The sequence below is a fragment of the Proteus sp. fly-1067 genome (genome assembly GCF_040139345.1).
GTDB classification, from domain to species: domain Bacteria; phylum Pseudomonadota; class Gammaproteobacteria; order Enterobacterales; family Enterobacteriaceae; genus Proteus; species Proteus vulgaris_B.
The window spans coordinates 146,805-160,807 of the sequence record NZ_JBEEUL010000004.1; the positions used below are offsets into that span (position 1 = coordinate 146,805).

13 protein-coding genes are annotated in these 14,003 nt (G+C 39.3%); 2 read left to right on the top strand and 11 right to left on the bottom strand.

Translation table 11 applies throughout. The annotated features are described in order from the left end of the window. Nucleotides 1-67 precede the first annotated feature (67 nt). From rbsB to xseB, 7 genes are all read right to left on the bottom strand, one after another. Nucleotides 68-958 carry a ribose ABC transporter substrate-binding protein RbsB gene (rbsB, locus tag ABN217_RS08165; RefSeq protein WP_196553540.1) on the bottom strand — a complete coding sequence of 297 codons (891 nt, stop codon included), beginning with the start codon at nt 956-958 and terminating at the stop codon, nt 68-70. 42 nt (nt 959-1,000) lie between these two features. After that, nucleotides 1,001-1,966 (bottom strand): ribose ABC transporter permease, encoded by a 966-nt coding sequence (gene rbsC / locus ABN217_RS08170; RefSeq protein ID WP_036932908.1) that lies wholly within the window; start codon nt 1,964-1,966, stop codon nt 1,001-1,003. Between the two features lies 1 nt (nt 1,967). Continuing rightward, a complete protein-coding gene (rbsA, locus tag ABN217_RS08175; protein ID WP_197269541.1) occupies nt 1,968-3,476 on the bottom strand; it encodes a ribose ABC transporter ATP-binding protein RbsA in 1,509 nt (502 codons plus the stop codon). Between the two features lie 7 nt (nt 3,477-3,483). Then, complete coding sequence (rbsD, locus tag ABN217_RS08180; protein ID WP_072069399.1) at nt 3,484-3,903, bottom strand: D-ribose pyranase; 420 nt, start codon at nt 3,901-3,903, stop codon at nt 3,484-3,486. A 420-nt stretch (nt 3,904-4,323) separates the two neighbouring features. Beyond that, complete coding sequence (dxs, locus tag ABN217_RS08185; protein WP_197269540.1) at nt 4,324-6,189, bottom strand: 1-deoxy-D-xylulose-5-phosphate synthase; 1,866 nt, start codon at nt 6,187-6,189, stop codon at nt 4,324-4,326. A gap of 66 nt (nt 6,190-6,255) precedes the next feature. Then, the gene (gene ispA, locus ABN217_RS08190; RefSeq protein WP_196553542.1) at nt 6,256-7,179 is read right to left on the bottom strand and encodes a (2E,6E)-farnesyl diphosphate synthase; all 924 of its coding nucleotides are present in this window, start codon (nt 7,177-7,179) and stop codon (nt 6,256-6,258) included. Continuing rightward, nucleotides 7,180-7,443, bottom strand: a complete 264-nt coding sequence (gene xseB, locus ABN217_RS08195; RefSeq protein WP_196553543.1) for an exodeoxyribonuclease VII small subunit — start codon at nt 7,441-7,443, stop codon at nt 7,180-7,182. 201 nt (nt 7,444-7,644) lie between these two features. Here xseB and thiI point away from each other — a divergent pair, with 201 nt between their 5' ends. Continuing rightward, nucleotides 7,645-9,096 (top strand): tRNA uracil 4-sulfurtransferase ThiI, encoded by a 1,452-nt coding sequence (thiI, locus tag ABN217_RS08200; RefSeq protein ID WP_196553544.1) that lies wholly within the window; start codon nt 7,645-7,647, stop codon nt 9,094-9,096. 106 nt (nt 9,097-9,202) lie between these two features. Here thiI and yajL read toward each other — a convergent pair whose 3' ends face one another. Further along, nucleotides 9,203-9,883: a protein deglycase YajL gene (gene yajL, locus ABN217_RS08205; protein ID WP_231619328.1), complete on the bottom strand. Its 681-nt coding sequence runs from the start codon at nt 9,881-9,883 to the stop codon at nt 9,203-9,205. Then, nucleotides 9,852-10,772, bottom strand: a complete 921-nt coding sequence (panE, locus tag ABN217_RS08210) for a 2-dehydropantoate 2-reductase (protein ID WP_349440768.1) — start codon at nt 10,770-10,772, stop codon at nt 9,852-9,854. Before panE ends, yajL begins: the two co-directional genes overlap by 32 nt. A 227-nt stretch (nt 10,773-10,999) precedes the next feature. Here panE and ABN217_RS08215 point away from each other — a divergent pair, with 227 nt between their 5' ends. Further along, a complete protein-coding gene (locus tag ABN217_RS08215; RefSeq protein ID WP_072063676.1) occupies nt 11,000-11,491 on the top strand; it encodes a YajQ family cyclic di-GMP-binding protein in 492 nt (163 codons plus the stop codon). 78 nt (nt 11,492-11,569) lie between these two features. Here ABN217_RS08215 and ABN217_RS08220 read toward each other — a convergent pair whose 3' ends face one another. Continuing rightward, entirely contained in the window at nt 11,570-12,940 is a 1,371-nt protein-coding gene (locus tag ABN217_RS08220) for an MFS transporter (RefSeq protein ID WP_197269538.1), read from the bottom strand. Nucleotides 12,941-13,113: 173 nt separating this feature from the next. After that, entirely contained in the window at nt 13,114-13,998 is an 885-nt protein-coding gene (gene cyoE / locus ABN217_RS08225; RefSeq protein WP_072069392.1) for a heme o synthase, read from the bottom strand. Between the last annotated feature and the right edge of the window lie 5 nt (nt 13,999-14,003).

The following is a 14,003-nucleotide window of genomic DNA, read 5'->3' on the forward strand; positions in this document are numbered from 1 at the left end:
TCCTTGTGAAAACATGTTTTAATGATCAAAGCCACCACGGAGCAATATCACTCCGTGGCATTTGTTGTTATTTTTTAATAACTAACTCAAGTTCGACTGGAATTGTTGCATCCACTTTTTCGCCTTTGAGAATTTTATCAGCGGTTTGAATGCCGATGATACCAATTTGATCCGGGCGTTGAGCGATGGTTGCACCTAACATGCCACGGTTTACCGCTTTGATACCATCGTCAGTGCCATCGAAACCAATCACTAATACATCGGTACGACCCGCAGTTTGCAATGCACGTAATGCACCTAATGCCATTTCATCATTTTGTGCGAAAACAGCTTGCACCGCAGGGTAAGCAGTTAATAGGTTTTGCATCACGTTAAGACCTTTAGTACGGTCGAAATCAGCGGGTTGGCTTGCAAGTACATTTAATTTATGGGCATCAACAGCTTGTTTAAATCCTTCACCACGTTCACGAGATGCAGAAGTTCCGGTGATCCCTTCTAGTTGAATGACTTTGGCATCATTAGCTACTTTTTCGGCAATATAATCACCCGCCATTTTGCCACCAAGGCGATTATCAGAAGCAACATGGCTGACAACATCACCTTTGTTTGCAACACGGTCTAACGTGATAACTGGGATCTTAGCTTTATTCGCTAAAATAACTGCATTACCTACAGCATCTGAGTCTGTTGGGTTAATGAGCATTAAGCGTGTGCCTTTTACGGTTAAATCTTGCACGTTAGCAAGCTCTTTAGCTGGGTTATCCATCGAGTCAAGTACAACTAAATCGTAACCTAAACGATTTGCTTCTTTCTGTGCACTGTCTTTCATGGTAACAAAGAATGGATTATTGAGTGTAGAGATAACAAGGGCGATAGATTCTTTTGCAAACGCGTTAGCACTGAGCGTGGCACTTAACGCAACAACAGAAAGAAGTGTCGCCATTTTTTTGAGTTTCATAATATAAGTTCCTGTCGGGGTTCGGATTAAGAGAATAGAGAGTTATTTTTTGTTATCTACCAAAACAGCAAGTAAGATGACCACCGCTTTTACTATCATTTGATAGTTTGATGATATTCCTAATAAATTTAGTGCGTTATTTAAGAAGCCTAGAATAAGTGCACCAATTAATGTACCGATAATTCGGCCTTTACCACCTGCAAGGCTGGTACCACCCAGAACAACCGCAGCAATGGCATCTAACTCATAACCATTACCTGCCATCGGTTGTGCTGATGAAAGGCGAGCAACTTCAATTACGCTAGCAAGGGCAGCTAATAAACCACAAAGTGCATAAACAATAATTTTTATTTTATCGACGCTAATACCGGATAGACGTGTTGCCGACTCATTTCCCCCAAGCGCATAAATATAACGACCTAAACGGGTATGATGTAATAAATACCATGCACTCAAAAAGACAATCATCATGAGCCAGATTGGAGTTGGGATACCAAATGGACGACCAATACCAAACCAGCTAAAGAGATCAGCATTATCGCTAAATCCAGTATTAATTGGACTGCCGTCGGTATAAACACGGGTAACACCGCGCAGTAATAACATCATGACTAACGTAGCAATAAAGGCTTGAACTTTACCTTTTGCTACGATAATGCCTGTTACACCACCAATAGCTGCACCAAGTGCTAATGCACCGACAACCGCAACAAGGGCATTAACATCAGCGCCAACCATAGATGCTGCGACAGCGCCAGTTAACGCAAGTAATGAACCTACGGATAAGTCGATACCAGAGGTTAAAATAACAAGGGTCATGCCAACCGCCATTATGGCGTTAACGGATGTTTGTTGGAGAATGTTGAAGATATTATTTAAGGTAAAGAAATTAGGGCTGAGTGTGGAAACGACAACAATCAGAAGTAGTAATGCTATCAGTGATTTTTGCTCTAATAGCCATGCTTTTGAGAACCAACGTTTTGACGCTGGAATTGAATTTGTGCTCATATCAAACTCCTACCTTAGCGTCATATTGTTTACCAACAGCGGCCGCCATTAGCATTTCTTGTGTAACATTGTGAGCTGAAAACTCACCGCTAATACGCCCTTCATGCATCACCAAAATACGGTCACTCATTCCCATTACCTCAGGCATTTCAGAAGAAATTAAGATGATGCTTAATCCTTCTTGTTTAAATTTATTAATTAGTTGATAAATTTCTTTTTTAGCACCAACGTCTACACCACGAGTGGGTTCATCAAGAATAAGCACTTTGGGGCGAGTCATTAGGCCTCTTGCGATAGCCACTTTTTGTTGATTTCCCCCGGATAAAAAACCAATTGTTTGATCCATTGAGGGGGTTTTTATATTGAACAATTTAATAAAATCACCGACAGTAAGTTGCTCTTCTTTATGATTGAGCACTCCCATGCCACGACTAAAATAACGAAGTGCGGTCAGTGACATATTTTCTTTCACTGACATACCTAGCACTAAGCCATCTCGTTTTCTGTCTTCAGAGATATAAACAATGCCTTGTTCCAATCCTTCAACCGGCTTTTTGATTTGGCAGAGTTTTCCATCGAGTTCTACGGTGCCATTGGTTTTGGGTAATGCGCCGTAGATAATTTTCATTAATTCTGTACGACCAGCCCCCATTAAACCTGAGATACCGAGAATTTCACTTTCATGTAATGAGAAACTGACATCGTGAACATCTTCACCACTAAGGTTAATGACATTGAGTTTGGTTTTGCCTTGGGGAATGTTGATACGAGGATATTGGTCTTCTAACTTACGGCCAACCATCATTTCAATAAGCGTATCTTCTTGTAATGCGCTAACGGGTTTTTCACCAATAAACTGACCATCTCGCAGTACAGTGACATCATCACAAATCTCAAAGATCTCTTTTAAACGATGTGAGATATAAACAATGCCACAACCTTGGTCTCTTAGTTCACGAATAACACTAAACAGGGATTCAGTTTCTGTATCGGTTAATGCATCTGTAGGTTCGTCCATAATAATGACTTTAGAACCAAAACTGAGAACTTTGGCGATTTCTACCATTTGCTGATCACCAATCGATAATTCAGCTACTAAACGGTGACTGCTATAAGCGAGGTTTAATCGAGCTAATAACTTATCAGCCTCAGCATACATTTTCTTCCAGTCGATAGCCCCAAAAGCACGTGTGAACTCACGGCCTAAGAAGATATTTTCTGCAATGGTTAATTCTGGGATAAGGTTAAGCTCTTGGTGAATAATGCCTATTCCTGCTTCTTGTGATGATTTAGGACCATTGAAGGAGCAATGCTCACCTTGATAAATAACTTCGCCTGCATCTTTTTTATAAATACCAGTAAGCACTTTCATCAGTGTTGATTTACCCGCACCATTTTCACCCACCAAGGCCATCACTCGACCGGGATAAATTCGCAAAGTAGCACCTGATAGTGCTTTTACACCAGGGAATGACTTATCAATATCTTTAAGCTCAAGTAAAGGTTTCATATTGTCCTCAGAAAGTCACACCAGAAAACAACACAATATTGGCATAAGGTGTACATTCACCTGTTCTAATAACAGCTTTATTTTCAGTAAGTTGTCTTTTGAATGTTTCATGTGAAACATACGTTATTTGAATGGGTTTCTTCTGTTCTTGCTCTAATAAATTAAGATAAGAGACTATCTCTTTAAAAAGGATGGGGTTAATGGTCTTAATTTCTTCCGCCAGCATGACTGCTTCAACTTGCATCTCATGAGTGATTGTTTGCAATACTGACATAAAGTCAGGAATACCCTGTGTTAGAGCAAGATCAATACGTTCAACAGAAGAGGGAATGGGTAATCCGGCATCTGCAATGGTGATTTTGTCAGTGTGTCCTAAACGTGAAATTACGCTAGAAATAGGACTATTTAGTAATACGCCTTTTTTCATATTTCCTCCTCAGCGAAACGTTTCGCTGTTTATATAGTAGAAAAGAAAAAGGGGAAAACAAGTCTGATTTATTCAGATTGTGAGCGCGATCGAAACGTTTCGTTGGGAAACAAAAAGAAAGAAAAATCTAACTAACTGAATAAATTAGCGCTGAATGGATTCAATAGGAAAATGCTTTATTTGCAATGATTTTCATAAAATATGAGTTATAGGTTACATCTTATATAGAGGAGTTTGAGTAATAATAGTACTAGATTTAATTTTTTATTAAGCTTTTCTTATGTAAATAGGCTGTATGGGATAGATAGAGCAAATTGTAATTCAAAAATGAACAGAAGAATTAGTAATCAAAGAGTTAATAGTCGTTTTGGTAAGTTATGGGCATAGAAAAATGCCCGTTTAATACGGGCATTTTAGACGTTATTTAGCTTGATAATCCGTAATAGATTTTTCAATACCAACAGCATCAAGTCCTAAGTCCGCTCGGATCTCTTCTTGTCCACCTTGTGGTACAAACAAATCAGGAATACCGAGGTTTAAGACAGGCACTAAGCAACGCTCTTGCATGAGTAATTCATTAACTCCACTGCCAGCACCACCCATAATGGCATTCTCTTCTAGTGTCACCAACATATCATGTTGCTCAGCAAGAGAAAGGATAAGTGATTTATCAAGAGGTTTGATAAATCGCATATCAGCCACAGTGGCATCCAACTTTTCAGCGACTTCTAATGCTTCAGGTAGTAATGTACCAAAGTTTAGGATCGCAATACCTTTGCCTTGGCGACGAATAATACCTTTACCCATAGGGAGTGGGTTAAGTGGTTGCAATTGCGCACCAATACTGGAGCCTCTTGGATAACGTACGGCAACAGGACCATCTTGATAGTGATAACCGGTATGAAGCATTTGACGACATTCGTTTTCGTCGCTTGGTGCCATAATAACCATATTAGGAATACAACGTAAGAATGAGAGATCAAAAGCACCTTGGTGAGTTTGACCATCTGCTCCTACAATACCACCACGATCAATGGCAAATAAAACAGGCAGTTTCTGAATCGCAATATCGTGGATCACTTGGTCGTAAGCACGTTGTAAGAACGTCGAGTAAATAGCAACAATCGGCTTATAACCACCAATTGCTAAACCTGCTGCAAAAGTAACGGCATGTTGTTCCGCGATCGCCACATCAAAGTATTGTGATGGGTACTCTTTTGAGAAACGCACCATACCAGAACCTTCACGCATTGCAGGGGTAATTGCCATCAGTTTTGGATCGGTTGAGGCTTCTTCACATAACCAGTCACCAAAAATTTTGGAAAACGTAGGTCGTGCATTAGGGCTTTTAGGTAATGTCCCTGTTTGTGGATCAAATTTTGGTACAGCGTGCCAGCTAATAGGATCTCGCTCAGCAGGAGCATAGCCACGACCTTTTTTGGTCATAATATGCAGAAGTTGAGGGCCTTTTAGATCACGCATATTAGCGAGGGTTTGTACTAATGCAATAACATCATGACCATCAACAGGACCAATATAGTTAAATCCTAACTCTTCAAACATGGTGCCAGGAACGACCATGCCTTTGATATGTTCTTCTGTCTTTTTCAGTAATTCTTTAATTGGTGGAATACCAGAAAAGACCTTTTTCCCACCTTCACGCAAGGTGGTGTACAGTTTGCCAGATAACAATTGTGCAAGGTGATTATTCAGCGCACCAACGTTTTCTGAAATCGACATCTCGTTATCATTAAGAACAACGAGCATATCAGGTTCAATATCACCCGCGTGGTTCATCGCTTCAAAAGCCATGCCCGCAGTAATTGCGCCATCACCAATGACACAAACTGTTTTTCTATTCAGTTTTTCTTGTTCGGCGGCAACAGCCATACCTAAACCTGCACTGATAGAGGTTGAAGAGTGACCGACACAAAGTTTGTCGTATTCGCTCTCTTCTCGCCAAGGGAAGGGATGTAGTCCATTTTTTTGGCGAATTGTATCAATACGGTCACGGCGACCAGTTAAGATTTTATGGGGATATGCCTGATGACCTACATCCCAAATGAGGTTATCAAAAGGGGTTTTATAGACATAATGAAGAGCAACCGTTAACTCAATAGCACCTAAACCTGAGGCGAAGTGACCACTTGAGCGGCTGACACTGTTAAGAAGAAATAGCCTTAGCTCATCACAGAGTTTAGGTAAACTCTCTTTTGGTAATAGGCGTAAATCTTCTGGTGTTTCAACCAACGCCAATGTGGGATATTTTTCGATATCAATGCTCATGTGATGCCTATTAATTAATCACTTGTAATAGGGAAAGAACAGGTAAGCTGCTCTCTTTATTTTTTATTAGTTTTTCCGTTCGACGATAAAACTCGCTAATTGTTTAAGCGTGGTTGTATCGTACTCGTATTGCTCAAGAAACGCTAAGGCATCCAGTGCTTCGTTATACAATTCCTGTGCTTTCTTTTGAGCTCGTTCTAAACCAAGGAGGGCTGGGTACGTACTTTTTCCTGACTCTTGGTCGCTACCTTGTCGTTTTCCAGTTTCTTCTGTACTTCCGATGACATCTAAAATGTCATCTTGCACTTGGAATGCAAGGCCGATGGAGTGAGCATATTTATCTAATGCAGGTAATACATCATGGCCTTTAGAACCTGCACTATATGCACCTAAACGTACAGCCGCACGAATTAATGCACCTGTTTTGTGTAAATGGATTTTTTCAAGAGATGCAAGATCAATTGATTTATCTTCGGCCTCAAGATCAAGTGCTTGACCACCACACATACCTGCAAGACCACTCGCTGTGGCTAATTCAGCAATCATTGCAACGCGATCAGCCATTGAGACATCGGGCATTGGGTTTTTTGCTAAGATCTCAAAAGCCAGAGTTTGTAGTGCATCACCCGCTAAAATAGCGTTAGCTTCACCGAATTCGATATGACATGTTGGTTTACCTCGACGCAGATCATCATCATCCATCGCAGGTAAATCGTCATGAATAAGGGAATAAGCGTGAATACATTCCACAGCAGCTGCCGGAGCATCAAGGTTTAGCGCAGGAACTTTAAACATCTCGCCAACAGCATAAACAAGGAAAGGACGTAAGCGCTTCCCACCTAAAAGAGCGCCATAATGCATGGCTTTACCTAGAGGCATGTCAGTAAATGGTAAAGCTAAGAGCGCTTGATTTAGCGCATCATCGACACGCTGGTGGGCGGAATCTAATTTATGACGGAACGCATCCGTACTTGAAGTTGCGTTACTCAATTATTCTGCCTCTTGGATAAAATCATCAGGAGTTGCATTGTCGTCTTCTTTTAGAAGAATACGAACACGCTGTTCAGCGTCTTGTAATGTTTTTTGTCCAACACGGGCTAGTCGAACGCCATGTTCAAACTCATTAAGCGCTTCTTCTAAAGGGAGTTCACCGGATTCTAAGCGGTTTACGATTTGCTCAAGTTCTTGCATGGATGCTTCAAAACTTGGTGCTTTTGCGATGTCTTCGTTAATTGATGTCGTTTTCTTAGCCATAATATTTTTGATAATAAAGCATGTTAGCGCTGAATAATAGCGATCATCTTACTACAAGTAAGATGAAAATTTCTTATTCAGTCGATGATTTTTGCGGGTGAGCCCTAAATATTGGTGATATACTTTGTGACTTTTATAAACTCCAGTCAATTTACATCACTGTAGTTTATGTTTCTACTTAATAACCTATGACCATTGACTATGAAGTTTATTATTAAATTATTCCCCGAAATTACGATCAAAAGCCAATCTGTTCGTATACGTTTTATCAAAATCCTCACTAGCAATATCCGTAATGTATTAAATACAATCGGCGATGAAATCACAGTTGTCCGTAATTGGGATAACATTGTGGTTGTGAGTAAAGATGAAAGTAAAAGTGAAGCAGTATGTGATGCATTAACACGTATTCCTGGTATTCATCACTTTTTACAAGTCGAAGAACATCCTTATACCGATTTACATAATATTTTTGAGCAAACTTTTGCAGCATTTAAGCATTTAGTTGAAAACAAAACATTCTGTGTTCGTGCAAAACGTCGTGGTAAACACAGTTTTACTTCTAATGAAGTTGAGCGTTATGTGGGTGGTGGTTTTAACCAACACGTTGAAAGCGCAAAAGTGAAGTTAACTCGTCCTGATGTCACCATTAATTTAGAAATTGAAGACGATAAACTTATTTTAGTTAATGCACGCTATGAAGGTATTGGTGGTTTTCCAATTGGTACGCAAGAAGATGTCTTATCGCTGATTTCTGGTGGCTATGACTCAGGTGTATCAAGCTATATGCTAATGCGTCGTGGTAGCCGAGTTCACTATTGTTTCTTTAACTTAGGTGGCTCTGCACACGAAATTGGCGTTAAACAAGTTGCGCATTATTTATGGAATCGCTTTGGTCGTTCTCATAAAGTGCATTTCGTTGCGGTTGACTTTGAGCCTGTTGTCGCAGAAATCTTAGAAAAGGTCGATGATGGGCAAATGGGCGTTGTGCTAAAACGTATGATGGTGCGAGCAGCATCAAGAGTGGCAGAGCGTTATGGTGTTCAAGCAATTGTAACGGGTGAAGCCTTAGGCCAAGTTTCTAGTCAAACTTTAACTAATTTGCGTTTAATTGATAATGCGACAGATACGTTAATCTTACGTCCTCTTATCACTCATGATAAAGAAAACATTATCAATATTGCACGTCAAATTGGCACAGAAGATTTTGCTCGCACAATGCCAGAATTCTGTGGGGTAATTTCAAAAAGCCCAACAGTGAAAGCTGTTAAAGCGAAAATTGAAGCAGAAGAAGAGAAGTTTGATTTTTCTATTCTTGATAGCGTTGTTGAAAATGCTAAGAATATGGATATTCGTCGTATTGCCGAAGAAACTGTACAACAAGTCATAGAAGTTGAAATGGTCTCCGAATTCGCTGCAAATGACGTTATTCTTGATATTCGCTCCCCCGAAGAGCAAGAAACATCACCATTAAAAATGGATGGCATTGATGTTAAAGAGTTACCATTCTATAAACTCAGTACGCAGTTTGGTGATTTAGATAAAGCAAAAACCTATTTATTGTATTGTGATCGCGGAATGATGAGTCGCTTACAAGCACTTTATTTACGTGAGCAAGGTTTTGAAAACGTTAAAGTGTATCGTAAAAAATAATACGCTAACGATTTGATCTTGCGAATAAAAAAAGCCACTGAAAAGTGGCTTTTTTTTAATTATACAACTTTTATGTTGGGGAATGTCGCTGCCATTCTCCAGATGATTACTTCGCTCTTATTGCTTGGCCATCATCATGGTGATTGTGCGAGCCCATATTTTTTACAAAATGCTTATCCCCAAAGCCTGTAAATTCATCTTGGTAATTATAAATACCAGGTGGCAATACGAGTTGCTTGGCGACATCAGCTGCAGCTTCTTTACCTTTTAAGCGTTCGATAATTTTTAGTGCAAAATCGATAGAGGTTGCAGGCGCTTGGCTAGTAATTAAATTAACTCTTTCATCATAATAGACACGATAATCCACCCACTTTTTGGGTGATATTTTATCTTTTAATGCAGGGAAGCCCGTCATATTCCCAATAGGGAAAATATTATGAGTTTCAAGAATTATTGCAGGGGCTGCACAAATCGCGGCCACAAGTTTATTTTCACTGTGCATGCGACGTACTTTTTCGACCACTAGAGGACTATCTCTTAATGTTTCAGTACCTTGTAATCCACCGGGGAGAATAATAACGTCATAGTGATGATCAACAACACGAACTAGAGGCGCATCAGCGACCAGTTTAATACCTCGAGAACAAGTGATAACAAGATCATCAACATCATCTTCTGCGCTAGCAAGTACAACATGAATACCGGCTCTGACTAATAAGTCTGCCGTGGTCACGATTTCGGTTTCTTCACTTCCATTAGCTAGGCAGATGATCGCTGATATGGTCATAATTGCCTTCCTGTTGTTTAATAAATTGAAAAAGATGGTTATTTTCCGGTAAGACAAGGCCTTGCGCTGACGCCCGACGTAATAAATAACCGGTAATATAGTCAATCTCTGTATGGCGTTGATATTTCACATCTTGATACATAGATGAATAATTATTTGCTGTTTGTTCTATGGTATCAATAATGTAGCCATGCAGATGTGTTTTAGAAGTAGGGATAACACCTTCGCGCTCCATCACTTGATAAACTTCATCACAAATTTTGTGAATATGCTCAGGGTAGCGCAATAAATCTCCATTACGGCACTGATAATAAACAGTTAATGGATTAATCACGCAATTAACCGCAAGTTTGAGCCAACTGATGGTGTGGATATCATTGTGCCAAGCGACATCAGGTAATGCATGATGCAGTATTTCTGCTAAATGACTGTATTGTTGGGCAGCACTATTTAATGGGCCAATGTGTGTTATACCTGTAGCTGTGTGGATAACGTGCTGGCCTTGTTGATAAGCTCCATGAGTAATAATGCCTTGCAAAATTGGTCTAGTGATAGAGTGTTGTGTTGCTGTTAATTCATCAGCAGTTCCCATGCCATTATGAATTAATAAGATAGGACATTGTGCAGATAAATAAGGTAGAAGCGCATTTACAGCATCTGAGACTTGCCACGATTTTAAGCAAACAATAAGTAATTCACTTTGTTTTAACCATTCAAGCTGATTCGCGATAATGCGCTGATAAAAAGGCTCACCATTAATATTATCGACGCTCACATCTAAAAAAGGTTGTGGCACTCTTAGCCAGCCTTGTACTTCGTGAGTTTGAAGTGTTAATGCGGCGATCCAAAGTTTACCTATTGAACCACATCCTAAAACGGTAATTTTCATTGTGCCTCTTCTTTTGAAAATCGTAATAGAGTAAGGCGGTGGCCTGCTGTCACTAGACTATCTTTCTGAAATTATAACATTGATTGTGCTTCTCTGTTTAAAGTATGTTTGCTCTTTACTATCAGTATGAAATTGAGTGATAAAGTCGTTATTGAATGTGCAATACTTTTTTGCAATCTTAAAAGAAGCTATTATTTGGGTTGTATTTATTTATTGAGGAAGAAAGAATGCCATCTTTTGATATCGTATCTGAAGTTGACTTACATGAAGTGCGTAATGCGGTAGAAAACGCACAACGTGAACTGACTACTCGTTGGGATTTTCGTAATGTCGAAGCCAGTTTTGAATTAAACGAAAAAGCAGAGTCAGTGAAAACAACCAGCGTATCTGAATTTCAGGTTCAGCAATTATTAGATATTCTGCGTGAGAAAATGGCAAAAAGAGGGATCGATGGTGCAGTATTAAATATCCCTGAAGAAATGACTCACAGCGGAAAAATGTACAGTGTAGAAGCAACCTTAAAACAAGGTATTGATACTGCATTAGCGAAGAAAATTGTTAAGCTGATCAAAGACAGTAAATTAAAAGTACAAGCTCAAATCCAAGGCGAACAAGTTCGAGTAACCGGTAAATCTCGTGATGATTTACAAGCTGTAATGAAATTAGTTCGAGAAGGTGAGCTAGGACAGCCATTCCAATTTAATAATTTCCGTGACTAATAATTTATTCATTAAGTTATAAAAAATGCGCTGAATAAACAGCGCATTTTTGTTTTCATTCGACAAACTGATTGTGGGTTAAACCGAAGGGATTAAAGACTCTAATGTTGCTCTCGGTGTTTGTTTAGTGTCCACTTTTATATAGGCGCTTTGCTCATCAGCAATAATCACAACTTCATTAACACCTGGTTGTTGTTTAAATATTTGTTGTAGTTTTTGTTGCTGACCTAAAGATAGATTAGACGGTAATTCAACCCGTAAACTACTAACATAAGCGGGTTGACGTAAGGTTAAACTAATCAAAAACCAAATAATGCCAATCACTAAACAACCTAGAAATACGATTTGTGCATCATAATGCTGATAAAGCCATCCACCTAAAATACCGCCCAATGCCACTCCTAAAAATTGGCTGGTGGAATAAATTCCCATAGCTGTACCTTTATAACCTGCTGGCGCTTCTTTACTGATTAATGAAGGAAGAAGGGCTTCCATAATATTAAAGCCAATAAAGAAGACCTGAATACCCGCAATAATTAACCACAAGCTAGAGCCTGAAATAATAAGAATTGCCTGAGCCATAATCAGTAAGAAAATACAGAATAAGAACACTTGTTTCATTTTTCGTTTCTTTTCTGCATAGATAATAAAAGGTAATACTGTAATAAAGGCGATAAGCATAGTGACAAGATAAACAATCCAATGTTTCTCTTTTGCTAAGCCAGCTTCACTCATGACAAGAGGAAGCGCAACAAAGGCTGCCATTAATAAAGTATGTAGAGAAAAAATACCGGTATTAAGCTTAAGAAGTTGTGCATCAAATAAGACTTTTTTGACACTGCCACGGACAAAACCAGATTCTCGATTAAGAATATGATGTTCACTGTTCGGTACAGTAAAAAGCGTAATAATAATGCCACTAAAGGCGAGTAGGGCAATGCCCCAAAAAAGACCTTGTAAGCCGAAAATATGCGCTAAAATAGGGCCTAAAACTAAGGCTAAAGCGAACGTTATCCCAAAGCTAATACCAATAAAGGCCATTGCTTTTGTTCTATTTTGTTCCCGCGTTAAATCAGACAATAAAGCCATTACCGCTGCTGAGATAGCTCCAGCCCCTTGCAATGCTCGCCCAATAATAATGCCGTAAATATTGTCACTAAGTGCGGCAATCAAACTACCAATAATAAAAATAATTAAGCCGAAAACAATTATCGGTTTTCGGCCGAATTTATCAGAGAAAATACCAAAAGGGATTTGGAATACCGCTTGTGTTAATCCATAAATACCGATGGCTAATCCGATGAGTGATTCTGTTGCGTGTTGTAGTTGAAGCCCATAGGTGGTTAAAACTGGGAGTACCATAAACATGCCAAGCATGCGAAGAGAAAAAACAGTGCCTAGTCCCCATGTTGCTTTGCGCTCTAATGGGGTCATTTTATTATCATTCATGGATTACCTCGTATTACTGATACCCCATTGTAATGACATTTTATAACGAGGTTAATCAATAAATGGGATGCAAAAAAGTCAAAACTGTACTGATATCTTCTTTAGTCGCAAAACAGGATAAAAAAAGACCAGTCAGAAGGCTGACTGGTCTTTTGGTTACTTTAGTAAATACATTATCTTAAATAAGCAAAGACAGTTTCTGTTGAGCTTGTTGGATCAACCGACATCATTACACTTAATGAAGTGATTGCCACAATAGAAAAAATAAATAATTTTCGTGCCCACACTTTATCATTGGTTGCTTTATAACCGGATAAAGCCATGCCCAACCACCAAATACTGACGGCAGAAGCAACTATTAGATATTTATAGCCCGCATATCCAACTAATGTCAGCATTAAGGTTGCAATCATAAATGCCAGAATATAAAGAATGATATGGCGTTTAGCGACTGAGATCCCTTTAATAACGGGTAATACCGGAATATTAGCTGCTTGGTAGTCTTTAAAACGGAAAATAGCAATGGCATAAGAGTGAGGCATCTGCCACAAACTAAAGATAAGTAATAGGATTGCCGCGCCCGCATCAAATTCACCGCTAACGGCACAATAACCGATAACAGGGGGAGCAGAGCCAGATAAACTTCCAATCAGTGTGCCATAAACAGATTTACGCTTCATATAGAGGCTATAAACCCCAACATAAATAATAAAACCAAATACAGCGATAAACATTGCAAGCGGGTTGGCTGCTACATAGAGCAGCACAACACCTGCAATACCTAATACTGAGGCATAAATTAGGCTAATTCGAGGGTCAATTAATCCTTTAACTAATGGGCGGTTCTTCGTTCTTTCCATGATACGGTCAATATCACGGTCAATATAGTTGTTAAAAACACAACCAGAAGCAACGACCAGAGACACCCCAAGTAGAGTCGCGACAAATAGGGGATAGTCAATCTCACCTTTGGAGGCGAGAAGAAAACCACCTATTACAGAAATTAAATTTCCGAAAATAATTCCTGGTTTGGTGACTTGTAGGTATTGCTTAATCATAGCGA